Origin of the sequence: Nocardia sputorum (assembly GCF_027924405.1) — a bacterium.
Lineage (GTDB): Bacteria > Actinomycetota > Actinomycetes > Mycobacteriales > Mycobacteriaceae > Nocardia > Nocardia sputorum.
Genome location: NZ_AP026978.1, coordinates 5,947,293 through 5,970,893, shown reverse-complemented (window position 1 = coordinate 5,970,893; position 23,601 = coordinate 5,947,293). Strand labels below are relative to the sequence as shown.

At 70.0% G+C, this 23,601-nt stretch carries 22 protein-coding genes; 15 read left to right on the top strand and 7 right to left on the bottom strand.

Annotation, left to right across the window (positions count from 1 at the left end):
* The first annotated feature begins 34 nt into the window (after positions 1 to 34).
* Complete coding sequence (gene glmS / locus QMG86_RS26905) at positions 35 to 1,912, top strand: glutamine--fructose-6-phosphate transaminase (isomerizing) (RefSeq protein WP_281875456.1); 1,878 nt, start codon at positions 35 to 37, stop codon at positions 1,910 to 1,912.
* 60 nt (positions 1,913 to 1,972) lie between these two features.
* On the opposite strand, the gene QMG86_RS26900 is transcribed toward glmS, so the two are convergent.
* On the bottom strand, positions 1,973 to 3,160 hold the full coding sequence (locus QMG86_RS26900) for an MFS transporter (RefSeq protein ID WP_281875455.1): 1,188 nt from the start codon (positions 3,158 to 3,160) through the stop codon (positions 1,973 to 1,975).
* Positions 3,161 to 3,296: 136 nt separating this feature from the next.
* Here QMG86_RS26900 and QMG86_RS26895 point away from each other — a divergent pair, with 136 nt between their 5' ends.
* Positions 3,297 to 3,788 carry a MarR family winged helix-turn-helix transcriptional regulator gene (locus QMG86_RS26895; protein ID WP_281875454.1) on the top strand — a complete coding sequence of 164 codons (492 nt, stop codon included), beginning with the start codon at positions 3,297 to 3,299 and terminating at the stop codon, positions 3,786 to 3,788.
* A gap of 44 nt (positions 3,789 to 3,832) precedes the next feature.
* Here QMG86_RS26895 and QMG86_RS26890 read toward each other — a convergent pair whose 3' ends face one another.
* Positions 3,833 to 4,258, bottom strand: a complete 426-nt coding sequence (locus QMG86_RS26890) for a cupredoxin domain-containing protein (protein WP_281875453.1) — start codon at positions 4,256 to 4,258, stop codon at positions 3,833 to 3,835.
* A 41-nt stretch (positions 4,259 to 4,299) separates the two neighbouring features.
* Between QMG86_RS26890 and QMG86_RS26885 the strand changes: the two genes are divergently transcribed.
* From QMG86_RS26885 to tsaD, 7 genes are all read left to right on the top strand, one after another.
* Complete coding sequence (locus tag QMG86_RS26885; protein WP_281875452.1) at positions 4,300 to 5,745, top strand: NAD(P)H-hydrate dehydratase; 1,446 nt, start codon at positions 4,300 to 4,302, stop codon at positions 5,743 to 5,745.
* A gap of 776 nt (positions 5,746 to 6,521) precedes the next feature.
* On the top strand, positions 6,522 to 7,655 hold the full coding sequence (gene alr / locus QMG86_RS26880) for an alanine racemase (protein WP_434085648.1): 1,134 nt from the start codon (positions 6,522 to 6,524) through the stop codon (positions 7,653 to 7,655).
* Positions 7,652 to 8,737: an alpha/beta fold hydrolase gene (locus QMG86_RS26875; protein WP_281875449.1), complete on the top strand. Its 1,086-nt coding sequence runs from the start codon at positions 7,652 to 7,654 to the stop codon at positions 8,735 to 8,737. The genes alr and QMG86_RS26875 overlap by 4 nt, the downstream gene beginning before the upstream one ends.
* Positions 8,730 to 9,185 (top strand): tRNA (adenosine(37)-N6)-threonylcarbamoyltransferase complex ATPase subunit type 1 TsaE, encoded by a 456-nt coding sequence (gene tsaE, locus QMG86_RS26870; RefSeq protein WP_063021363.1) that lies wholly within the window; start codon positions 8,730 to 8,732, stop codon positions 9,183 to 9,185. The genes QMG86_RS26875 and tsaE overlap by 8 nt, the downstream gene beginning before the upstream one ends.
* Positions 9,186 to 9,240: 55 nt before the next feature.
* Complete coding sequence (gene tsaB / locus QMG86_RS26865; protein ID WP_281875445.1) at positions 9,241 to 9,957, top strand: tRNA (adenosine(37)-N6)-threonylcarbamoyltransferase complex dimerization subunit type 1 TsaB; 717 nt, start codon at positions 9,241 to 9,243, stop codon at positions 9,955 to 9,957.
* Between the two features lie 5 nt (positions 9,958 to 9,962).
* Positions 9,963 to 10,466, top strand: coding sequence for a ribosomal protein S18-alanine N-acetyltransferase (gene rimI, locus QMG86_RS26860; protein ID WP_281875444.1), 504 nt, complete (start codon positions 9,963 to 9,965; stop codon positions 10,464 to 10,466).
* Positions 10,463 to 11,506, top strand: coding sequence for a tRNA (adenosine(37)-N6)-threonylcarbamoyltransferase complex transferase subunit TsaD (tsaD, locus tag QMG86_RS26855; RefSeq protein ID WP_281875443.1), 1,044 nt, complete (start codon positions 10,463 to 10,465; stop codon positions 11,504 to 11,506). The genes rimI and tsaD overlap by 4 nt, the downstream gene beginning before the upstream one ends.
* A 60-nt stretch (positions 11,507 to 11,566) precedes the next feature.
* Here tsaD and QMG86_RS26850 read toward each other — a convergent pair whose 3' ends face one another.
* The gene (locus QMG86_RS26850; RefSeq protein ID WP_281875442.1) at positions 11,567 to 13,099 is read right to left on the bottom strand and encodes a DUF7159 family protein; all 1,533 of its coding nucleotides are present in this window, start codon (positions 13,097 to 13,099) and stop codon (positions 11,567 to 11,569) included.
* Between the two features lie 584 nt (positions 13,100 to 13,683).
* Between QMG86_RS26850 and groES the strand changes: the two genes are divergently transcribed.
* Both groES and groL read left to right on the top strand, forming a co-directional pair.
* The gene (groES, locus tag QMG86_RS26845) at positions 13,684 to 13,986 is read left to right on the top strand and encodes a co-chaperone GroES (RefSeq protein WP_028479292.1); all 303 of its coding nucleotides are present in this window, start codon (positions 13,684 to 13,686) and stop codon (positions 13,984 to 13,986) included.
* Between the two features lie 222 nt (positions 13,987 to 14,208).
* Entirely contained in the window at positions 14,209 to 15,819 is a 1,611-nt protein-coding gene (gene groL / locus QMG86_RS26840; protein WP_281875441.1) for a chaperonin GroEL, read from the top strand.
* A 217-nt stretch (positions 15,820 to 16,036) separates the two neighbouring features.
* On the opposite strand, the gene QMG86_RS26835 is transcribed toward groL, so the two are convergent.
* From QMG86_RS26835 to QMG86_RS26825, 3 genes are all read right to left on the bottom strand, one after another.
* Complete coding sequence (locus QMG86_RS26835; protein ID WP_281875440.1) at positions 16,037 to 16,288, bottom strand: RskA family anti-sigma factor; 252 nt, start codon at positions 16,286 to 16,288, stop codon at positions 16,037 to 16,039.
* 1 nt (position 16,289) lies between these two features.
* Positions 16,290 to 16,865, bottom strand: coding sequence for a sigma-70 family RNA polymerase sigma factor (locus QMG86_RS26830; RefSeq protein ID WP_159839569.1), 576 nt, complete (start codon positions 16,863 to 16,865; stop codon positions 16,290 to 16,292).
* Positions 16,866 to 17,297: 432 nt separating this feature from the next.
* The gene (locus QMG86_RS26825) at positions 17,298 to 17,591 is read right to left on the bottom strand and encodes a WhiB family transcriptional regulator (protein WP_039796164.1); all 294 of its coding nucleotides are present in this window, start codon (positions 17,589 to 17,591) and stop codon (positions 17,298 to 17,300) included.
* Positions 17,592 to 18,217: 626 nt separating this feature from the next.
* Here QMG86_RS26825 and QMG86_RS26820 point away from each other — a divergent pair.
* The 3 genes from QMG86_RS26820 (at position 18,218) to QMG86_RS26810 (ending at position 20,976) form a co-directional block, all read left to right on the top strand.
* Complete coding sequence (locus QMG86_RS26820; protein WP_281875439.1) at positions 18,218 to 19,105, top strand: hypothetical protein; 888 nt, start codon at positions 18,218 to 18,220, stop codon at positions 19,103 to 19,105.
* Positions 19,106 to 19,235: 130 nt separating this feature from the next.
* Positions 19,236 to 19,814, top strand: coding sequence for a sigma-70 family RNA polymerase sigma factor (locus tag QMG86_RS26815; protein ID WP_039795737.1), 579 nt, complete (start codon positions 19,236 to 19,238; stop codon positions 19,812 to 19,814).
* Entirely contained in the window at positions 19,807 to 20,976 is a 1,170-nt protein-coding gene (locus tag QMG86_RS26810; protein ID WP_281875438.1) for an anti-sigma-D factor RsdA, read from the top strand. Before QMG86_RS26815 ends, QMG86_RS26810 begins: the two co-directional genes overlap by 8 nt.
* A 236-nt stretch (positions 20,977 to 21,212) precedes the next feature.
* Here the strand turns inward: QMG86_RS26810 and QMG86_RS26805 are convergent, their stop codons facing one another.
* Complete coding sequence (locus QMG86_RS26805; protein WP_039795739.1) at positions 21,213 to 21,626, bottom strand: DUF5319 domain-containing protein; 414 nt, start codon at positions 21,624 to 21,626, stop codon at positions 21,213 to 21,215.
* 225 nt (positions 21,627 to 21,851) lie between these two features.
* Here QMG86_RS26805 and guaB point away from each other — a divergent pair, with 225 nt between their 5' ends.
* Complete coding sequence (gene guaB, locus QMG86_RS26800; protein WP_281875436.1) at positions 21,852 to 23,396, top strand: IMP dehydrogenase; 1,545 nt, start codon at positions 21,852 to 21,854, stop codon at positions 23,394 to 23,396.
* Positions 23,397 to 23,601: the final 205 nt, after the last annotated feature.

Sequence of the window (23,601 nt, the reverse complement as noted above, 5' to 3'; positions counted from 1 at the left end):
CGTGAACGTTATCCGATAAGTAGTGTGGTGAGCCATGTGCGGAATCGTGGGGTACGTCGGGTACCGAGACGCGCTCGGCGTCGTCGTTGACGCGTTGCGCCGCATGGAATATCGCGGCTACGACTCCGCGGGCGTGGCGATCCTGGACGGCGCGGGCACGCTGGCGGTGGAACGCAAGGCGGGTCGCCTGGCGAATCTGGAGGCCCAGCTCGACGAAACCGGGATCGATCGCTTCGTGGGCACCACGGGCATCGGACACACCCGCTGGGCCACGCATGGCGCGCCGACCGACCGCAACGCGCACCCGCATCGGGACGACAGCGGCAAGGTCGCCGTGGTGCACAACGGCATCATCGAGAACTTCGCTCCGCTGCGGCGCGAACTCGAGGATGCCGGGGTCGAGCTGCGCAGCGACACCGATACCGAGGTCGCCGTGCACTTGGTGGCCCGCGCGTACGCCCAGGGCCCGACCGCCGGTGACTTCGCGGCCAGCGCGCTGTCCGTGCTGCGCCGCCTGGAGGGCGCGTTCACGCTGGTCTTCACCCACGCCGACCACCCGGGAATGATCGTGGCCGCGCGCCGTTCCACACCGCTGGTGGTGGGCGTGGGCAAGGGCGAGATGTTCATCGCCTCGGACGTCACGGCGTTCATCGAGCACACCCGCGAGGCGGTCGAACTCGGCCAGGACCAGGCCGTCGTCATCACACTGGACAGCTACCGGGTCACCGATTTCGCGGGCGAGGAGGCGAGTTCGCGCCCGTTCACGATCGACTGGGACCTGGCCGCCGCCGAGAAGGGCGGCCACGACTACTTCATGCTCAAGGAGATCGAGGAGCAGCCCGCCGCGGTCGCGGACACCTTGATGGGGCATTTCAGCACCGATCGCGACGGCGCCGGCCGGATCGTGCTGGACGAGCAGCGTCTCGCCGACCAGGAGCTGCGCGACTTCGACAAGGTGTTCGTCGTTGCCTGCGGTAGCGCCTACCACTCGGGTCTGCTGGCGAAGTACGCCATCGAGCACTGGACGCGGCTGCCCGTCGAGGTCGAGCTGGCCAGCGAGTTCCGCTACCGGGACCCGGTGCTGGACCGCTCGACGCTGGTGGTGGCGATCTCCCAGTCCGGCGAGACCGCCGACACGCTGGAGGCGGTGCGCCACGCCAAGGAGCAGAAGGCGCGCGTCCTGGCGATCTGCAACACGAACGGCGCGCAGATCCCGCGCGAGTCCGACGCGGTGCTCTACACCAGGGCCGGGCCGGAGATCGGTGTCGCCTCCACCAAGGCGTTCCTGGCCCAGGTGACCGCGAACTACCTGGTCGGGCTCGCTCTGGCGCAGGCGCGGGGCACCAAGTACCCGGACGAGGTGGCCCGCGAGTTCGCCGAGCTCGAGGCGATGCCGAAGCTGGTGGAACGCGTGCTGGAGACCGCGCCGCAGGTGCGGACCATCGCGCGGGAGCTGGCGCAGGTGCCGACGGTGTTGTTCCTGGGACGGCACGTCGGCTATCCGGTGGCGCTGGAGGGCGCGCTCAAGCTCAAGGAGCTGGCCTACATGCACGCGGAGGGATTCGCCGCGGGTGAGCTCAAGCACGGGCCGATCGCGTTGATCGAAGACGGCCTTCCGGTGATCGTGGTGATGCCGTCGCCGAAGGGGCGTGCGGTGCTGCACTCGAAGCTGCTGAGCAACATCCGGGAGATCCAGGCCCGCGGCGCGCGCACCATCGTGATCGCGGAGGAAGGCGACGACACGGTGCGTCCGTTCGCCGACGACCTCATCGAGATCCCCAGCGCGCCGACGCTGTTCCAGCCGCTGTTGTCGACGGTCCCGCTGCAGATCTTCGCCGCCGAGGTGGCGCAGGCGCGCGGCTACGACGTCGACAAGCCCCGTAACCTGGCCAAATCCGTCACAGTGGAATAGCACGGCGGCCGCGCACCCACGGGTGCGCGGCCGCTGCTCCACTCCGGGGACCCCGGTGGTCTACGCGTGCACGGCGGCCAGGGGCTCGTCCGGGACGACGGGCGTCGCGCGGCGCTCGAGACGTCCGGACAGCACCGCGAGCAGCAGCGCCACCAGGACCAAGCCGACGCCGACCCAGTTCGGTGCGGTGTAGCCATAGCCCGCGGCGATCACCACGCCACCGAGCCAGGCCGACACGGCGTTGCCGAGGTTGAACGCGCCGATGTTGACCGCGGAGGCCAGGGTGGGCGCGCCCGCCGCCTGGTCGAGGACGCGCTTCTGCAGCGGCGGGACGGTCGCGAACCCGAGCGCGCCGATCAGCACCACCGTGACGGCGGCGGCGATCTTGTCGTGGGCGGTGACGGTGAACAGCGCGAGGACGAGCGCGAGTCCGCCGAGGGTGAGATACAGCATCGGCATCAGGTGGCGGTCGGCGAACTTGCCGCCGATCAAGTTGCCCGCGAAGAAGCCGAGGCCGAAGAGCACCAGCAGCCACGTGACCGAACTCTCCGCGTAGCCGGTGACCTCGGTCATTATGGGCGCCAGATAGGTGATCGCGGCGAATACGCCGCCGAAGCCGAGCACCGTCATCGCCATCGCCAGCAGCACCTGTGGGTTGCGGAACACCGCCAGTTCGGGGCGTAGCCCGGCGTTCGGGGAGACGGGCTGACGTGGCACCAGCGCCGCGACGCCCACCAGGCCGATCACGCCGATCAGCGCGACGAACAAGAAGGTCAGCCGCCAGCCGAAGTGCTGGCCGAGCAGCGTCCCCAGCGGCACGCCCACCACGGTGGCGACGGTGAGCCCGGTGAACATGATCGCGATCGCACCGGCGCGCCGGTCGGCGCTGACCAGGCTCCCGGCGACCACCGAGCCGATGCCGAAGAACGCGCCGTGGGCCAGCGACGCCACGATGCGCCCGGTGAGCATCAGCCCGAAGGTCGGCGCGACGGCGGACAGGACGTTGCCGAGGACGAGCAGCGCCAGCATGCCGAGGAGCATGCGTTTGCGCGAGACCCGGGTGCCGAGACCGGTCATCAGCGGCGCACCCGCCACCACGCCGAGCGCGTAGCCGGTGACCAGCAGACCCGCGGTGGGGATGGTCACCGCGTAGGTGCCCGCGATGTCGGGCAGCAAGCCGACGACGACGAATTCCGTCGTTCCGATGGCGAATGCCCCGAGCGTCAGGGCGAGGAGTGCGAGGGGCACGGGAGCCTCCACAGTATGTTTGCGTCAGATCCTTACGAGCGTCAACAATAATTGCAAACGCTCTTTAATTGCAAACGCGGGCTATTGTCGGCTCTGGCTATCCTGGAGGCACGAATCCCGACGCGAAGGAACGCCGATGACCGCGGATGCCGCCCTGACCGGCCTCGCCGATGGCTGGTACGCACTCTCGCTGCTGCACGACCGGATCGAGGCGCACATCGAGCGGGCCCTGCAATCCGGGCACGATCTGAGCGTTCGCGAGTACTCGCTGCTGGTGGTCCTCAGCCGCCAGCACGACGGGCCGGGCGGGCACCTACGCATGAACCAGGTCGCCGAAGCCGTGGTGCTGAGCCAGAGCGCCACCACCCGGTTGGTCTCCCGGCTGGAGGATCGCGGACTGCTCCAGCGTTACCTCTGCCCCGACGACCGTCGCGGCATCTACACCGACGTGACCCCGGCGGGCCTGGACCTGCTCGAGCAAGCCCGGCCCACGCACGACGCCGCACTCGCGGGCGCACTCGGTCAAGCCGCCGCCAACTCGGAGCTCGCTCCGCTCGTGGCCGCGGTCGAAGCGCTCAACACCAGCTCCGCTCGGGGCGCCCGGCCCCGGGACTACCGCCCGGTGTGATGCTCGGCGGTCCCGGTTCGGAGGCTCGGCGAGCTGTTGCTCCGCTAGCGGACCGTGACCGTCCCGCGCATCTCCGGATGCAAGGAGCAGAGGTAGCGATAGGTGCCGGGCGTGGTGAAGGTGTAGCTCCACTCGCCTTTGTCGAAGATCGGGCTGTTGATGCCCATCGCCTTGTCGCCGATGCCCTGCACGGAGTGCGGGACCTTGTCGTCGAATTTCCAGGTGACCGTGTCGCCGACCTCGACGGTGACCTCGGCGGGCGAGAATTTCATGTCGTCCACGGCGACGGTGGCGGCGGCGGGCTTGCGCTCGCCGGTCTGCGGAGCGGTGGTCGTCGGCCGGGCCGGTTTTCTCGTGGTGGTGGCGGCCGAATCGGGTTCGCCGCCGCCGCAGCCGGACAGCAGCAGCGCGCCGGCCAGGGCGACTCCCGTGACGACGCGGACGGTCCTGGTGCGGCGGACGCTTGGCATGATGGCCAAGCGTAGTAGGCCACACCGACGGAGGGAGCGGCATGTCCACGCAGCGGGGCTTTTTCACCGTAGACCAGGTGCGCGCGGCGGAGGCCGAGTTGTTCACCCGGGTGCCGGACGGTGTGCCCATGCGCCGCGCGGCGCACGGCTTGGCCACGGTGGTCGCGGGCGAACTGCGGGAGCGCACCGGCGGTGTCGCGGGACGGTCGGTGACCCTGCTGGTCGGCTCCGGCGACAACGGCGGCGACGCGCTCTGGGCGGGAGCGCAGTTGCGCCGCCGCGGCGTCGCGGTCACCGCGGTCTTGCTGGATCCGCGGCGGGCGCACGCCGAAGGACTCGCGGCGCTGCGCAAAGCGGGTGGTCGAGTCGCGGACGACGTCGGCCACGCCGACCTGGTGATCGACGGTATCGTCGGCATCTCCGGTCGCGGGCCGCTGCGGCCGCGCGCCGCGGAAATCGTTGCGGCGCTGGAAGCGCCGATCGTCGCGGCCGATCTGCCCAGCGGCGTCGGCCCAGACACCGGCGCGATCGAAGGACCGGCCGTCCGCGCGGACGTCACGGTCGCCTTCGGCGCCTACAAGCCGGTGCACGCCCTCGCCGCGGCGCAGTGCGGCCGGATCGAATTGGTTCCCATCGGCTTACGTCTTCCAGAAGCGGGTCTCGTCGCGCTGGAGCCTGCATCGATCGGCGCCGCGTGGCCGGTTCCCGGCCCGGCCGACGACAAATACACGCAGGGCGTGACGGGCGTATGCGCCGGTAGCGCAACCTATCCGGGCGCCGCCGTGCTGTGCGCGGGCGCCGCCGTGGCGGCCACATCGGGCATGGTGCGCTATGCCGGGAGCGCGGCCGCCGAGGTGCTCGACCACTTTCCCGAAGTGATCGCCACGGAGGAGGTAGCCGCGACCGGTCGCGTCCAGTCGTGGGTCTTCGGTCCCGGCGCGGGCACCGGCCCCGACTCCAGCGAGCGCCTGCGGGAGATCCTGGCCACCGACCTCCCGGTGGTGATCGATGCCGACGGCCTGACGCTGCTGTCCGCGCAGCCGGAATTGGTGCGCGAGCGCGCCGCCCCGACCGTCCTGACTCCGCACGCGGGCGAGTTCGCCCGCCTCACCGGACGGGAGGTCGGCCCCGACCGGGTGGCCGCGGTCCGCGACCTGGCCGAGGCCTGGCAGGTCACGGTGCTGCTGAAGGGCCGCTCCACGTTGGTCGCCGCCCCCGGCCGTCCCGTGCTGGTCAACGAGGCGGGCGGTTCATGGGCGGCGACCGCGGGCGCGGGCGACGTGCTCTCGGGCATCATCGGAACGCTGCTGGCCGCGGGCCGGGATCCCGGCTGGTCGGCCGCCGCGGCCGCACGAGTACACGCGCTGGCCGCGAACCTCGCCGCCCACGACGGCGCGCCCGAGGGAGCCCCCATCTCGGCGGGCGTCCTCGCCGCGCACGTCCGTCCCGCGATCGGCGTCCTGCGCGGCCTCGCCCATCCCTTCTGACCGGTTCGCACGCGGTCAGCAGCAGCGTGTGGCCTGTGCCCGGGCGCAGACGGGCGGCCGCGCTGGCCGTCCTCTCGGAAGAACGACTGGCCGAACTCGGCGAACCCAACCGCTCCCGCACCCTGGAAGGGGCCGCTCCAAGGCATCGGCTTTCGCGTGGGTGATGAATCAGCCGCAGGCAAAGTCCGTTCGCGCTGAGCCGAGGAACCGGGCGCCGAGCCCGAACGCGGGATCGGCACGCCCGATCCGAAGTACTGGAGAACGCCTACCCGCCCGTCTCGCCGAGGCGGTACGCGAGCCCAGAGCATGCGCCGATCAGCCCCGAAGCACGCAACGGCAAGGTCGGCTGGTGATCGGATGTGGGTCGTGTCGAAGTACCCATGGCTCGGTGAAAGCGGTGGACGATGCGTGTCGGTAAGGAATCGACGGCTGCCCGGCAAGCCAGCCCTTTCGCGCCGCGCTCGCCGCGCTACGACCTCCGTGCGGAGCCGACGGCACGCCAGCCGGGTCGAACGGGTCCGTTGGGCAGTGTCCGGCGCATTGTGCTGCGCGTACCGGCGTCGATGTGATCGGTGCTGATCGTGGCGCTCGGCACACCGGGCCGTACGCCATACGAACCGATTGGAACCTGAACCGAGCACGCCAATAGACTCGACCGGAACCAAAGCACCGACTGATTTCGAGAGCACATGGGTAACTCGCCGGGCACGCCCAGCATCCAGGCGGCACCGAACGCAGGACCTGAACGCGAATCCAGCGCGGCCGACTGGTACGGCCTGAACAGGCGGAGAGGCGGCACAGCGCAAGTGGAAACGGTCATCGACCTCGACGCCATCGCCCACAACGTGCGGATCCTGCGGGAACACGCGGGCGACGCCGCGGTGATGGCGGTGGTGAAGGCCGACGGCTACAACCACGGCGCGGTAGAGGTGGGCCGCGCCGCCCTCGCGGCGGGCGCGGCCGAACTTGGTGTCACGACCGTGGGCGAGGCCGTCCAATTGCGCGCGGCCGGGATCACCGCGCCGATCCTGTGCTGGCTGCACAACACGGACACCGATTTCGCGCCCGCCGTGGCCGCCGACGTCGAGATCGGGATCTCCTCGCCGGCCCACCTGCGCGCGGTCGAGGCCGCGGTCCGCGACACCGGTCGTCCCGCAACCGTCACGCTGAAGGTGGACACCGGCCTGAACCGCAACGGCGTCTCGCCGAGTGATTACCCGCAAGTGCTGACGGCGCTGCGCGCTCTGGTCGACGAGCAGGCGGTGCGCTTCCGCGCGATCTTCTCCCATCTCGCGCACGCCGACGAACCCGAGCACCCCAACAACGACGTGCAACGCGCCCGATTCCTGGACGCGATCGCCACGGCCAAGGAGCACGGCCTGGAGCCGGAGCTGGTGCACATCGCCAACTCCGCCGCCACCCTGACCCGTCCCGACCTGGCCTTCGACCTGGTCCGTCCGGGCATCGCCATGTACGGACTGTCGCCGATACCGGACGACGATTTCGGCCTGCGGCCCGCCATGACGTTCCAGGCCCGGGTGGCCCTGGTCAAACGCGTGGCAGCCGGCGAGGGCGTCTCCTACGGACATCAGTGGATCGCGCCGCGCGATACGACTGTCGCGTTGATTCCCGCGGGTTACGCCGACGGCGTGTTCCGCCCGTTGAGCGGACGATTCGACGTCTGGCTCGGCGGAGCATTACGCAGGAATGTGGGGCGGGTGTGCATGGACCAGTTCCTCGTCGACCTCGGTGACAACCAGGCGGGTGTCCAGGAAGGTGACACCGCCGTTCTCTTCGGTACGCGACCGCACGCCCAAGATTGGGCGAACCTGCTCGGCACCATCCACTACGAAGTGGTGTGTTCGCCGCGCGGCCGGGTCACCCGGCGCTATACCGGTGGCGTCCGATGAGCCGCTTCCGGGTGACCCCGCTGCGCGGCGGGCTGGCCACGGTCGGTGTCGTCGGTGCGCTGGCGGGCGCCCATGCCCTGCGTCGCGCGGGTGCGCGCGTGCTGTGGCCCGCCCGGGGCGACGACTACCGCGACGAGAACTTCGCGCTGATCGATGCCGACCGCGCGGGGACGGTGCTCGCCGACGACGGCGTGCCCCTGGCCACGCGGACCTGCGGCCCCGACGACGCACCGGTGACCGTGCTTTTCGTGCATGGCTTCTGCAACAGCATGGCGTCCTTCCATTTTCAGCGTCGTGACCTGGAGAAGTTGTGGGGCCCACGGGTTCGCATGGTGCTGTTCGACCTGCGCGGGCACGGCCGTTCGGGCGTGCCGAGCACGGCGAGTTGCACCGTCGGCCAGCTCGGCCACGACCTCGTCGCGGTACTGAACGCGACCGCCCCGGCCGGACCGGTGGTGCTGGTCGGGCATTCGCTGGGCGGGATGGCGATCCTGGCCGCGGCGGCGCGCTATCCGGACCTGTTCGCGGCCAGGGTGATCGGGATCGCACTGCTGTCGACCGCGGCTGCCGGAGTCGCCAGGGCCGGTATCGGGCAGCTGTTGCGCAATCCCGCGATCGACGGCTTCCGGCTGGCGGTACACACCGCGCCCGCCCTCGTGCAGGCGGGTCGCGTCACCGCCCGGCAAGTGATCACGCCTTTCCTGCACGTCAGCTCGTTCCACGGCCCCGTGAGCCCGACCCTGTCGCGCTTCACGACGCTGATGATCGACCAGACGCCGGTGGCGACCATCGTGAAGTTCCTCCAGGCCATCGAGCTGCACGACGAGTCGGCGGCGTTGCCCGCGCTGGCGGGCACTCCGGCTCTGGTGCTCGGCGGCGGGCACGACCTGGTGATCCCGTTCCGCAATTCGCGGGCGCTGGCCGCCGCGCTGCCCGATAGCGAGCTCATCCGGCTGGACGGCGCCGCGCACATGCCGCATATGCAGTACCCGGATATCGTCAACGCCGCGCTGGATCGACTGCTCGTGCGGGCGGGCGCGATCGACCCGTCGGCAGACGCCTCGGAGGTGGCCCGTGGCTGATCCGGGTCATCGGGTGTTGCCAACGGTCGCCGACACCGAGGCACTGGGCCGGGAACTGGCGACGAATCTGCGCGCCGGGGACCTGGTGGTGCTGGACGGTCCGCTCGGCGCGGGCAAGACCGCGCTCACCCGTGGCATCGCCGCGGGGCTCGGCGTGCAGGGCCGGGTCAGCTCGCCGACGTTCATCATCGCCCGCCAGCACCGCGCCGGGCAGCGCGAGGGCGGCGGCCCGGCGGTGCCCATGGTGCACGTGGACGCCTACCGGCTCGGCGGCGACCTGGACGAGCTGGACGCGCTGGATCTGGACACCGACCTGCATCAGGCGGTGGTCGTGGTGGAGTGGGGCCGCGGCGTGGTGGAGCACCTCGCGGAGCGGCACCTGCGCGTCGTGCTGTCGCGCGAGCCGGATTCGGATGTGCGCACCGCGATCTGGGAATGGGTGGGTTAGCTCTCAGGTAGCTCTGCATCGGTGCCGCCTACCACCCGGTATCGTTGGCCCAATCATGCTTGTACTAGCCGTCGACACCGCGACACCCGCCGTCACAGCGGGACTGGTGGACCTGGAGCAGGGCGCCGGCGCGGCGGATCCCGTCCGGGCACGCACCGTCGCCTCCCGGGTGCGGGTCGACCCCCGTGCCCACGCCGAGGTGCTCACGCCGCAGATCCTCGAATGCCTCACAGAGGCAGGTCGTTCCAGAACCGACATCGACGCGATCGTGGTCGGCGTCGGCCCGGGTCCGTTCACCGGCCTGCGGGTCGGCATGGCCACCGCGGCCGCCTTCGGTGACGCGCTCGGCATCCCGGTGTACGGCGTGTGCAGCCTCGACGCGATCGCCGCCGACGCGGCCGTCGACCCGGCCGTGCCGCCCCCGGTCGAGCTGTCGCCCGAAGCCGAGCTGCTCGTGGTGACCGACGCGCGGCGGCGCGAGGTGTACTGGGCGCGGTACCGGGCGGGCGCGCGGGTGGCGGGACCGGAGGTCTGCAAGCCCTCGGACTTGGACGCGGGCCAGGCCACCGCGATCGCCGGATCCGCTTCGCACGTCGACTTCTTCGATCTGCCGGTCTTGCCCGCCGAGACGCCCTCGCCCGCCGGATTGGTGTGCGTCGCCGCGCCCGGCCTGCTGTCGCGCAGCGTGCCGGAGCCGCTGGTTCCGCTGTACCTGCGCAGGCCGGACGCGGTCGAGAACGCCTATCGCCGGCTCGACCGGATGGGAGCGTGAGGTCCGTGACGATCCGGATCGCACCCATGGTGGCGGCCGACATCACGCGCTGCGTGGAACTGGAGCAGTTGCTGTTCCCGGAGGACGACCCGTGGGCCGCCGTGGCATTCCAGTCCGAGCTGGCCGGTCGGCACAACCGGTACATCACCGCACGGGACGAGGACGGGCGAATGGTGGGCTACGCCGGTATCGCCCTGCTGGGTGACGCAGAACACCCCGAGGCGGAGGTGCACACCATCGGCGTCGATCCGGGCCGTCATCGCGCCGGCGTCGGCACCCTCCTGCTGGAGGCGTTGCTCGCCGAGGCGGACCGGCGCGGTGGACCGGTGTTCCTCGAGGTCCGCACCGACAACGCCCCGGCGATCGCGCTGTACGCCAAGCACGGCTTCCACATCATCGGATTGCGCAAGAACTACTACCACCCCAGCGGCGCGGACGCGTACACGATGCGCCGACCCGCGCTGACCAGCGACGACCGGTGGCGTACGCGGGACGAGGTGCTGTCGTGATCATCATGGGCATCGAAAGCTCCTGCGACGAGACCGGTGTCGGCATCGTCCGCAGGCACCCGGACGGCACCTGCGAACTGCTCGCCGACGAGGTCGCCTCCAGCGTCGAGCAGCACGCGCGCTTCGGCGGCGTCGTCCCCGAGATCGCCTCGCGCGCGCATCTGGAGGCGATCGTGCCCGCCATGCGCCGCGCGCTGTCGGCCGCGGGCATCGCGAGGCCGGACGCGCTGGCGGTCACCATCGGACCCGGCCTGGCCGGTGCGCTGCTGGTCGGCGTCGCCGCCGCGAAAGCCTATGCGGCGGCGTGGGATGTGCCCTTCTACGCGCTGAACCATCTCGGCGGGCATGTCGCGGTCGACACCCTCGAGCACGGGCCGATGCCGCCCTGCGTCGCACTCCTGGTGTCGGGGGGCCACACTCACCTGCTGCACGTCACGGATCTGTCCGAGCCGATCGTCGAGCTGGGCAGCACCGTCGACGACGCGGCGGGTGAGGCGTTCGACAAGGTGGCACGCCTGCTCGGGCTGGGTTTCCCCGGCGGTCCCGCGCTGGATGCCGCCGCGGCGAACGGCGATCCGCGCGCCATCGCCTTCCCCCGTGGCATGACCGGGCCGCGCGACCCGCGCTACGACTTCTCCTTCTCGGGCCTCAAGACGGCGGTGGCCCGCTACGTCGAAGCTGCCCAGCGCGACGGCGTCGCGGCGGAGGATCTGCCCATCCCCGATATCGCGGCCTCGTTCCAGGAGTCCGTCGCGGATGTGCTCACCATGAAAGCGGTGCGCGCGGCTCAGGACGTCGGCGTCGGCACGCTGGTGCTCGGGGGCGGCGCTACGGCCAACTCGCGAATCCGCTCGATGGCCGAGGAGCGTTGCGCGGCGGCCGGTTTGACCCTGCGGGTGCCCAAGCCCCGGTTGTGCACGGACAACGGCGTGATGATCGCCGCGCTCGGCGCGCATGTCATCGCCGGCGGCGCGGCTGCCTCCCCGCTGACGGTCGCCACCGACCCTGGTCTGCCGGTGTCGGTCAGCATGGTCCGCTGACCTGCGCGGCCCGGCCGAACGGCCGGGGTGGCGAACCGGCGTAGCAGAGGTGCGGCCGGATCAGTTCGGTGCGAGCAGTCCGGGATTCGACGCGGATCCCGAATTGCCCCGCAGCGGAAGCGGCAGGCTCGATCGCGCGGGCGCCTGGGTGGGACTCGTGCCCGGCGCCGTGGCGGTGGGCGCCGCGGACGGCGATGTCCGGCTCGACTGCGGCGCGGGCGAACCGCCCAGTGTCGCATTCGGGTTCCCGAACATCGGACCGAACAGCTCCGGGAACGGGATGGGCGGAAGGTTGGGATCCGGGCGCAGCGTGGGCTGCGTGGGCGTGGTCGCCTGCGTGCCCGACGGCCAGCCGGTCGTGCTCTGGGCCCCGTGTTCCGTGGTCGCCGGCGCGCTGCCGGTGCTGTCCGGCGTGCGGCCGTGCGGCGTGGTGGCCGCCGCGGTGGCGGACGGTACGGACGTCGCGGTCGGCAGTTGCGAGGCGCTGCTCGTCGTCCCGGCGGGGGAGACTTCGTCGTCCGCGGTGGGGGCGAACGTCTTGACTCCGTAACCGACGATCAGTCCGACCACCACGATCGCACCGGCCAGGGTGCCGAACACCTTGGTGACCGTCCCCGCGGGCGCGTCGCCGCCGAGCGCGCCCACCGGGAAGACCGAGGGCTGCGCCGAATCGGCCACCAGGGCCGCGCCTTTCGCGGTCACCGCCTCGGGGTCGGGCACGGTGAACACCGGGACGTCCAGCGCGGCGGTGAGCGTGTCGAGCACGGCGGGGATGTTGGCGCCGCCGCCGATGACCGCGACCGCCTGCGGCTGGCGCGGCGCCCGGGCGAACGCCGCCGTGACGAATCGCGCCAGGTCGCGCAGCAGGTCGGCGATCAACTCTTCGAAATCGGCTCTGGTCAGTTTCAGCGGGCGCCCGGCGACGTGGTCGATGGTGACCGCGGGCGCGATGGACAGGTGCTCCTTCGCCGCGCGGCCGCGGTTGGTGAGCATGCCGCGGTTCGGGCGGGTGCCGCGCCGGGCGAAGTGCAGGTCCACCAGATGGTGGTAGATCAGTTCGTCGATCGCCTTGCCGCTGACGGTCGCGGTGCGATCGGAACGGAGCAGGGAGCCGTCGGCCCGGTCGGCGACGGTGACGCTGAGCCCGGAGGCGCCGAGGTCGACGATGGCGACCGTCTCGTAGCGGTCCAGCAGGCCGGTGTGCCGCAGGTACGTCAGCGCGGCGGTGCCCTCCGGAATCAGCCGCAGCTCACGCTGTTTGCCGGTGGCCGAGCGGATGATCTGCGCCTGCTCCTTGGTGCGGTAGGCGACCGCGACGCTGGTGGGCGGGTGCCCGGTGATCGGCTCGAAGCCGCGTGGCCCGCCCGCGAAACGCCCACCGGCCGGGCGGATGATCTCGCGCGGAGGCTGCGTGGTCGGTAGCTGGGTGGTCATCAGCTCGATCGAGGAGGCCACCAGGTCACCGAGATCGGAATGGGCCGCGTCGGCCGAGACGACGCGGTAGTCGAAGCTCTGCATGCCGTTCGGCGCGGTGGAAACCAACGCCGAGCACACGACCTCGGCCCCGGCCGAGATGCCGAGGGACGTTCGCATGTTCACCTCCCTTCGAGCGGATGGTCATGGTGTCGCCGACCATCTCGAATGGACTGCCGGACCGCCGTATGGATGACGCGCGACCCGGACCGGGAAACGAACCGGCCCCTCGTCCGGGTGGGTCGCGGGGACCGGCCATGGATCACGTGTGTTTGCTCTCTGGTGAAGCTGGTGGTGCAACGATCTGCTGCGGCGCTGCGAGTTTCGGCGACGCTGTGGTACCCCTCCGCCGCCGCGCCGCCGCCCGCTGAGCGACGAACCTGGCGGCCGGACCGCAACCGTCGTCAATAGTGTCACAATCCGTTATCCGAACGTTACTGTTTCCCCGAACTTATCGCCAAGCCCGGAGCGTCGCCGGGCGCGCCGCGCAAAGTTGGCACCGCCCAGCCTTGAGCGCTGGCACTCTCATGTATAGAGTGCTAGTCGGCACTGTGTGTAGTGCTTGTGCCAGCAGCTTGACCACTGGGCAGGGGTCCCGGCACCCGCGACGACGGGGCTATGCGCAGGGTCAGCATCGTGACCAACCGACGAGTCCGGAACAACGGTTCCGGACGACCGAATCCCCTGAAAGTGGAGGGCTCAACGTGGCGAGCGTGAACATCAAGCCGCTCGAGGACAAGATCCTCGTCCAGGCCAACGAGGCCGAGACGACGACGGCCTCCGGCCTGGTCATCCCCGACACGGCGAAGGAAAAGCCGCAAGAGGGCACCGTTGTCGCCGTCGGTCCCGGCCGGTGGGACGACGAGGGCGAGAAGCGCATCCCGCTGGATGTCCAGGAGGGTGACACCGTCATCTACAGCAAGTACGGCGGCACCGAGATCAAGTACCAGGGCGAGGAGTACCTCATCCTGTCGGCGCGCGACGTGCTGGCCGTCGTCACCAAGTAGCCGATCGGGCACGCATGCGTTCCGCCCCGGTGTCTCGTGACCCGGGGCGGAACGCGTTCGGCGCCCACCCGGCACTGAACCCGCGGTGCGAGCGACGGGCCCGTAGGCGGCAGCCTGTGTAACCACGAAGGGCCCCGGGAGCACCGCTCATTGGCACAGCGGTGCGAGCGACGGGCCCGTAGGCGGTCCGGAGCGCCGCAATCCACTACAGGAGCGAATTCCATGGCAAAGCAGATCGAGTTCGACGAGAAGGCTCGCCGGGCTCTGGAACGCGGCGTCGACAAGCTCGCCGACGCGGTGAAGGTCACTCTCGGCCCGCGCGGACGGCACGTCGTGCTGGCGAAGTCCTTCGGCGGTCCGACCGTCACCAACGACGGTGTGACCATCGCGCGCGACATCGAGCTCGAGGACCCGTTCGAGAACCTCGGCGCGCAGCTGGTCAAGAGCGTCGCCACCAAGACCAACGACGTCGCGGGCGACGGCACCACCACCGCCACCGTGCTGGCCCAGGCGCTGGTCCGCGCCGGACTGAAGAACGTTGCCGCCGGCGCCAATCCGATCGCGGTCGGCTCCGGCATCGCCAAGGCCGCGGACGCGGTCTCCGAGGCGCTGCTCGCGCTGGCCACCCCGGTCTCCGGTGAGCAGGCCATCGCGCAGGTCGCGACGGTGTCCTCGCGCGACGAGGAGATCGGCGAGATGGTCGGCAAGGCGCTGACCACCGTCGGCAAGGACGGCGTGGTCACCGTCGAGGAGTCCTCGACGTTGCAGACCGAGCTCGTCGTCACCGAGGGCGTGCAGTTCGACAAGGGTTACCTGTCGCCGTACTTCGTCACCGATCCCGACAGCCAGCAGGCCGTCCTGGAGGACGTGTTCGTCCTGCTGCACCGCGAGAAGATCAGCTCGCTGCCGGACTTCCTGCCGCTGCTGGAGAAGATCGCCGAGAGCGGCAAGCCCGTCCTGATCATCGCCGAGGACGTGGAGGGCGAGGCTCTGTCCACCCTGGTGGTCAACGCGATCCGCAAGACGATCAAGGCCGTCGCGGTCAAGGCGCCGTTCTTCGGCGACCGTCGCAAGGCGTTCCTGGACGACCTGGCCGTGGTCACCGGCGGCACCGTGGTGAACCCGGATCTCGGTATCTCCCTGCGGGAGGCGGGCTTGGACGCGCTCGGCAAGGCGCGTCGCGTCGTCGTCACCAAGGACGACACCACGATCATCGACGGCGCCGGTTCCGCGGCCGACGTGGAGGCGCGGGTCGCGCAGCTGCGTCGCGAGATCGAGTCCACCGATTCCGACTGGGATCGCGAGAAGCTGGAGGAGCGGCTGGCCAAGCTGGCCGGCGGTGTCGCGGTGATCAAGGTCGGCGCGGCCACCGAGACGGCGCTCAAGGAGCGCAAGTACCGCGTCGAAGACGCGGTGAGCGCCGCCAAGGCCGCCGTGGAAGAGGGCATCGTGCCCGGCGGCGGCACCGTGCTGGTGCAGGCCGCGGGCAAGCTCGTCGAGCTGCGTGACTCGCTGTCCGGTGACGAGGCTGTCGGCGTCGAGGTGGTCCGCACCGCGCTGCAAGCGCCGCTGTACTGGATCGCCACCAACGCGGGCCTGGACGGCGCGGTGGTGGTCAGCAAGGTGGCCGAGGGCAAGGACGGCTTCAACGCGGCCACCCTCACCTACGGTGACCTGCTCACCGACGGCGTCGTCGACCCGGTGAAGGTGACCCGTTCGGCCGTCGTGAACGCGGCGTCGGTCGCGCGCATGGTGCTCACCACCGAGAGCGCAGTGGTCGACAAGCCCGCCGAGGAGCAGAACGAGCACGGCCACCACGGCCACGCGCACTGAGCCGGGCGCCGGGCAATCCGACCGGCAAGGCCCCCGAACCGCGTGGTTCGGGGGCCTTGCCCGTTCCGGCGAGAGGCCACGGCCATGATTTCCGGCGACACCGAGAATGTTCCGAGCTCGACACGCTGTCCGCCGCGAAACCGAAAGGTTGTGCGGGACGATTCAGGGCCGTTCGGCCCGAACGCGCGGAGCGGGAAGACCTGGCGGGACGCCGGATTCAGCTGGCGACCGGCGGCTGTTCGGCGGCGATGGCCGCGAGTAGGCGAGCACGCAGCGACGGCGGCGGAGGGGCCGCCGTGGCTGTGGCGAGAGCGGAAAGCGCTTCTTTCGTGTCTCTGACTTCCTGGATGAACTCCGCGCGTAGCACGGGGTCCTCGCTGTCGAGCAGTTCCTGCACTTCCTGATGGTCTTCGTCGTCGATCGATCCGAGCGCGACGGTGTGCGCGAGATCGATCTGGCGTTCGTTCATCTCACGTCACCCCCAAACTTTTCTTCAGTCGTGTCAATCCGTCCCGAATCCGGGACTTAACCGTAGGCAACCCTACGTCGAGGTAGGTGGCTACCTCCGCATAAGTGCGCCCACCGTAGTAGGCGAGCGAGATGGCTTCTCGCTGGGTTTCGGTGAGTGTGGCGAGACCGGCGAGGACCGCCTGCTGTTCGAACCTGCGCTCGACCTCCTCGGTGACCTCGTCGAATTCGTTGCCGAGCACCCGGATGCCGTAGGCGACCTCGCGCTGGGTGTGGGCTTGCTCGGCGCGCACCCGATCGACCGCGCGCCGGTGGGCGAGCGTCATCAACCAGGTGACCGCGGAACCCTTCGCCGGATCGAAAGTCGAGGCCATCCGCCAGATCTGCAGATAGACCTCTTGCGTGGTCTCCTCCGCGTAGCCCGGATCGTGCAGGACGCGCAACACGAGACCGAAGACGCGCGCACACGTCCGGTCGTACAGTTCGGCGAATGCTTCCTGGTCGGCTCGGCCGCACCGATGTAAAAGCGCGGCGAGCTCGATACTTTCGGCTGCGCGTGCCGTAACCGCAGAATCCACCGTGGGTGGGAAGGCTTCTCTTCGGAACGAGTCGCCCTCTGCGGCCGACGGCCGCGTTGTCACAACGCTCCATTCTGTGTCATCGGTCACTACCGTAGCGCGCCGCTATGACCTCCCTTCCGCTGGGGTGCCCGCGAGTCCGTCACGCATCGGTGCCGCGTTGCGAAAAGCGTCGAGATGCCGGACATCTCGGAGGGGACACGCCGTGACACGCCGAGCGCTGTCGCGCCGTGCCGCGGAAACGGCAGATGCCCGGTTTCCGGCCTTCGCTCGGCGGCCGGCCGATCGAGGGTGACGATCGGAACCCACGCGCCGACCTCGGCGAGGAACCGATCACCGTGTCGCGTGAGCGGCCCGGCCGAAGCGTGTTGCAGTGGCCCGTTGTTTGCTAGGAATTCGACGCCCGGTGGCGTGCGGATGGGAGGGATTGATTCAGACGGCCATGCGGCGGCGGTTGCGCCGCGCGTGCATCTCGCGCTCGGTCTCCGACATCCCGCCCCAGATACCGTAGGGCTCGCTGACTTTCAGCGCGTGGGCGCGGCACTGCATGAGCACCGGGCAGGTGCGGCAGATCTCCTTGGCGCGCATCTCGCGCGCGGTGCGGGCTCGGCCACGTTCGCCATCGGGGTGGAAGAACACCGCGGAATCCTGCCCGCGGCACGATCCTCGCATCTGCCAATCCCAGACATCGGCGTTGGGTCCCGGGAGGTGGGTCGGCATGGGCATGGTGAACTCCTCGTGGTGCGAGCTCGTCAGCGTTGTCGAGCAGTTGTTCTGCAACAGTTGTGGGCCACGACGCCGGTCGGCGGGGGTACCCGGGGGGCTCGCCCTTCGTGGTCGCTGCAATTTCGCGCGGCGCCGTCCGTGGCGATGAGCTACGTTAGGTCCAGCCGCGAAATTCCGTCAATAGTTCGACGCAGCACTTTTCCAAATCTCGCGCTGTGAAATTTAACCTCCGAACTGTTTACTTTTCGCGCCGCTTCCGGCGATACTGTTCGGTTGGCCGGAGGCCCGTGGCTTCCGCACGGGCTGGGCGTCTTGGCATCTCCGCAGGTAGAAGCGTTTTCTGTGTCGTGGCACCGCTTCGGTGCGGACGTCGCGCGTATGACAGCGGTCACCGCGGCGGCCGACGGCCTTCCCGGCGCGTGGATCCGAAGATGGCGGAAACGGGGCGCGCAGGTTAATTACGCGAAACGCGCATGAATTCCCGGCGCGGCCGCTCGGCGATTGCCGGGCCGAGATTTACCTAATGGAAACATCGGCCCGGTGGGGGAAATCCCGGTGGTTGCCGGCCTGTCGTCGATCACCTTTCGTCGTCCCGGCCCGCGCGGCGCACAGGATAGAGTGCGCCCGTGTTCGCGCCCGCTCCGTTCGCAGACCCTCACGTCGCGGTCCTCGCCGAGGCCGCCTTCGGCGCCGATCCGGGTCGCGCCGCCGCCGATCTACCGCCCGCCTCGGACGCGCTCGGCGGTTGGTATCGAGCGGTGGTCCTCGGCGGCCAGGGACGTTATGCCGCGGCGCGGGCCGAATTGCGAAGGGTATGCAACCACAGCCGCGACCCCGTTCTCCTCTCACTGGCGGGAAGTACGGAGGGTTCTTTCCTGCGTCAGCTCGGCTGGCACGAGCGCGCGGCGGCGTTCGACGGTCGGGCCGCCGCCACGATCCTCACCGCCGACGCCGGGACGGAGGCCGCGCCGGCGGGCGACGCTCCGCCGGAAGCAGGCGGATACCTTCCCAGCCGCGCCGACGCGATCTGCGACGCGCTCACCGGGCTCGCCGCCGACGCGCTCGGGACCGGGCGGCCGGCGCTGGCCGCGCGGCTGCTGCGCCGCAGCGCGTCGGCGGCACGGCAGTACGGAGCGGGCTGGCGTCCCGCGATCCGGCTGGGCTGGGTGTCCGCGGAAACGGCCTTGGCGGCAGGGGATTTCGAGTCGGCGGCGGAGCACGCGGCGGGCGCGCTGGAACTCGCCGACCGATCCCCGTCGGTCCGCCATCAGGTCAAGTCCCGCCTGCTGGTCGCCGCGGCCGACGTGGCGCGCGACGCGCGCGGCGCATCCGGCGTCTCGGCCGAGGACGTCGCCGAGCAGTGCCGCGAGCACGGGCTGCTGCCGTTGCGCTGGGCATGTGCCATGCTCCGCGCCGGATCGGGCGCGGAGAACGCCGCGGTGGAGGCGGCCGAGTGCGCCGCCGTCATCGGCCGCGCCGGCGGCGCGTTGCGGCCCCTGGGCGACCTGCGGTGATCACGGAGTCCCCCGTGTTGCCCAGCTTCGGCCAACGGGTCGCTATTGTTAGATCCGTTCCGCCCCTTCGGTGGAAGCACTGGTCGTCACCGGACCGTGCCACTTTGTAACGCCAGGAATATCTCTGACGATGACGCACACGGGCGAAGAGTTGGACCTCGCCGTCGCTGCCGCTGCGCAGGGCGACAGATCCGCTTTAGCTCAGGTACTGGAGATGATCCGCCCGCTGGTGGTGCGCTACTGCCGCGCGCGGATCGGAGCCGCGGAGCGTGGGCAGCTCTCCGCGGACGACGTTGCGCAGGAGGTTTGCCTGGCTGTGATGACAGCCTTGCCCAGGTATCAAGACCAGGGCAGGCCCTTCATGGCCTTTGTTTACGGAATCGCTTCGCACAAGGTCGCCGACGCACATCGCAACGCCGCCCGTAACAAGGCGGAGGCGATGGCCGAAGTACCAGATGTCATATCCACCGACCAGGGACCGGAACAACGAGCTCTCGAATCCGAGACGAGCAGGCAGATGAACCGTCTGCTCGCGACGCTTCCCGAGAAGCATCGAGAGATCTTGATCCTGCGCTTGGTCATGGGTTTGTCAGCGGAAGAAACCGCAGTCGCCGTGGGCAGTACGGCGGGTGCGGTACGGGTGGCCCAACACAGGGCACTCGCGAAACTCAAGTCACAAGTGGCGAGGGCAGGTGAAATGTATGGCTAGGGATGGCGAGCGCGGTCGGGGTGACTGGAAGGCGCGGCTTGGATCGCGGAACAGCGGTCCCTACGCCGAGGCGTCCGGTGACACCGGCCCGGTCGACATCGCCGCGGTACGCCGCGACGATGCTCTGATCGATGCCATCGCCAGCGATGGTCCGGTGCACACCGACAGCGCCGAGGAGTATCAGCTCGCGACGTTGCTCGCGGATTGGCGAGCGGAGTTGCTCGAGGCTCCGATGCCGGCCGAACCGGACCTGGATGCGATCGTGGCCGCGGTCAACCAGGAGATCGGCGCGCGGCAGGTTCGCATCGGGGCGCACAACGGCGGGCGGCTGCGGCTTGTCCGTCCGATCATGGGCGCCGCGGCCGCGCTTGCCCTGGTCATCGGCGGTATGACGGCGTTCTCGTACAACGCGGAACCGGGCGATCCGCTATGGCGGGTCAAGGAGGTCGTGTTCAGCGAGCAGGCCCAGACGACGGTGGTGCAGCGTGCGGGCGACGATCTGAACGAGGCGTCGACACTGGTCACGCAGAACCCGTCGCAGGCGAAGGTGCGCCTCGAGCGCGCCAAGGAGAACGCCGCGCAGGTCAGCGATCCGGAGAAGCGCGCCGACCTGATGGCCGAGTGGGAGCGGTTGCTCGCCGAGCTGCGCAAGGTGAACAAGGAGCTGGCCGACCAGCTCGAGGCGACGGTGCCCAAGACCACCGATCCGCGCGCGACCCCGGGCACCAGTGCGACCACGAAGCCCGGCTCGTCGACGGGCTCGACGATCGTGCAGCAGCCGGGTGAGCCGACGAAGCCGTCCACCACCGTTGATGCGACCGCTCCGAACGGAGGCGGAACATCGAACAACGGCGGGACTCCGAACGGCGGAACTACGAACGGCAATGCGCCGACCACGGTGCCGCCGGTGACCACGGCCCCGCCGGTGACCACCCAGCCGCCGGCGACGGTGGAACCGACGGCGCCGCAGGAACCGCCGGTCACGGAGGTCAAGCCGCCGCCAACGGGCGGACCCACGGGAGACACCGGTAATCCGACGGCGCCGCAGCAGCAGCCGCCCACCGCACCGACACAGGGCAACACCGGCACCAACATTCAGCCGCCGACCTTCAGCGTGCCGGTCATCCCCAACCCGGGCTCGTTCGTGCCACCCGGTCGCTGACAGAAGAAATATCGGGCAAGGCAAGAACCGATCGCCAGCCAGGCGGTCGGCTTTTTGTCTTCCTGGAGCAGGTCTTCCCCGGCTAGGCCCAGCGAAGCGTGCTTCATCGGCGGGTCGGCCCGCTCGAGAACGCCGCCTTCGGCTTGTCGAAGTGATCGTGTGCGTCGAAAATCACAGTGGCAAGCGTCGAGTACGCGCGCCTCACAAGGCCCGCGTGCGTCTTGGTCGGTCCGGTTTCAGCCGTCGAATCCGTCGAACCCGTCGCCGTGGAAGGCCTCGTTCATCGAGGCGTCCGCGTATCCCCGGCAGTAGTCCCAGGTGACATACGCTTCCGGCGTCGGGTCGTAGGCGGGCTCGTGCGGGCGGACCGTGCCGTCGACCAGCAGTTGCAGCAAGTTGGCGCGCAACATGTCCCAGTCGTGGTAGTGGTCCTGCCTGCAGTCTTCGCAGCTGACCACGAGTCCGCGGATACCGCGGTGGGCCAGCAGCGCCTCGTACACCGCGAGGTCGGCGAGATCCTCCTCGACCGCAAGGCGCTCGTGGGGATCCAGCGGTTCGCCGGGCTCGATGGCGTCGAGCGCGGCGGACGGGTCGGAGGGGTCTCCGGCGAACGGATCCGGCGGCAAGCCAGGTGGTAGATGGTCACGCACATCCCCACGGTACGCAGAACAGGGTGGTCTGCGCCAGCTATGCGGCCTGCCAGTTTCGGTGGTGGCCTCACTTCGTCGGCGAGTTCACCGGACAGATACCATGGAGCACAGGCTACGGCGGGTCCCGACCGCACCGCCGCCGCACCCACGTCCATCCCATCAGCCGTCACGGCGCCGGTTACCCCGGCGCCGGTCGCTATCGACGTCCAGGAGGGGTCGATCCGAATGAGTAATCCCGTATCGGGCGAACGAATCGCAGTCCGCCCTCCTACGGGTGGCGACGATCCGAACAAGATCGCCATGCTCGGCCTCACATTCGATGATGTGCTGTTGCTGCCTGCCGCCTCGGATCTCATCCCCAGCTCCGTGGAGACCTCCAGTTTGCTGACCAGGGAGATCCGCCTGCGCACCCCGCTGGTCAGCTCGGCCATGGACACGGTGACCGAGGCGCGGATGGCGATCGCCATGGCCCGCGCGGGCGGCATGGGCGTGTTGCACCGCAACCTCTCGGCGGCGGACCAGGCCTCTCAGGTGGAGACGGTCAAGCGGTCCGAGGCCGGCATGGTCACCGACCCGGTGACCTGCCGTCCGACCGACACCCTCGCCGAGGTCGACGCCATGTGCGCCCGGTTCCGCATCTCCGGTCTTCCGGTGGTGGACGAGACCGGTGCGCTCGTGGGCATCATCACCAACCGCGACATGCGGTTCGAGGTGGACCAGAACCGTCGCGTCGCCGACGTGATGACCAAGGCCCCGCTGATCACCGCGCAGGAGGGTGTGACCGCCGAGGCCGCGCTCGGGCTGCTGCGCAGGCACAAGGTGGAGAAGCTGCCGATCGTCGACGGCAACGGGCGCCTGCGCGGCCTGATCACCGTCAAGGACTTCGTCAAGACCGATCAGTACCCCAACGCCACCAAGGACCGGGACGGCCGCCTGCTGGTCGGCGCCGCGGTCGGCGTCGGCACGGACGCCTGGTCGCGCGCCATGACGCTGGCCGACGCGGGCGTCGACGTGCTGGTGGTGGACACCGCGCACGGGCATCAGGCGCAGGTGCTGCAGATGGTCACCAAGGTCAAGGCCGAGGTCGGCGATCGGATCCAGGTGGTCGGCGGCAACGTCGCCACCCGCGCGGGTGCGGCCGCCCTGGTCGAAGCGGGGGCGGACGCGGTCAAGGTGGGTGTCGGTCCCGGCTCCATCTGCACCACCCGTGTCGTGGCGGGCGTCGGCGCGCCGCAGATCACCGCGATCCTGGAGGCGGTCGCCGCCTGCAAGCCCGCGGGCGTCCCGGTGATCGCCGACGGCGGCATCCAGTTCTCCGGCGACATCGCCAAGGCCATCGCCGCGGGCGCGTCCACCGTGATGCTCGGCTCGTTGCTCGCGGGCACCGCCGAGTCGCCGGGCGAGCTGATCCTGGTCGGCGGCAAGCAGTTCAAGAGCTACCGCGGCATGGGTTCGCTCGGCGCCATGCAGGGGCGCGGCCAGGCGAAGTCGTTCTCCAAGGACCGCTACTTCCAGGACGACGTGCTGGCCGAGGACAAGCTGGTCCCCGAGGGCATCGAGGGCCGGGTGCCGTTCCGCGGCCCGGTCAACCAGGTGATCCACCAGCTGGTCGGCGGTCTGCGCGCCGCGATGGGCTACACCGGTTCGCAGTCGATCGCGCATCTGCAGGAGGCCCAGTTCGTGCAGATCACCGCGGCGGGCCTCAAGGAGAGCCACCCGCACGACATCACGATGACCGTCGAGGCCCCTAACTACACCGGACGGGGTTAGCCCACTAGGTTCATGTACAGGACCAACCGGTCCGTGCATGATGGAGCTTGCCCATCAACTGTGGCGGTGAGCAAGCTGTGCGGCAGTCGGCGGTGCTCTGTGCTGCCCGCCTGCCCCCACAAGTGACCACTGAAGGCGCGAGTCTTACGAGCGCCGTTCGCGGCCCGGCTCGTGTGCGAGCGGGCGAAGCGCGTGCGCCGCAGGC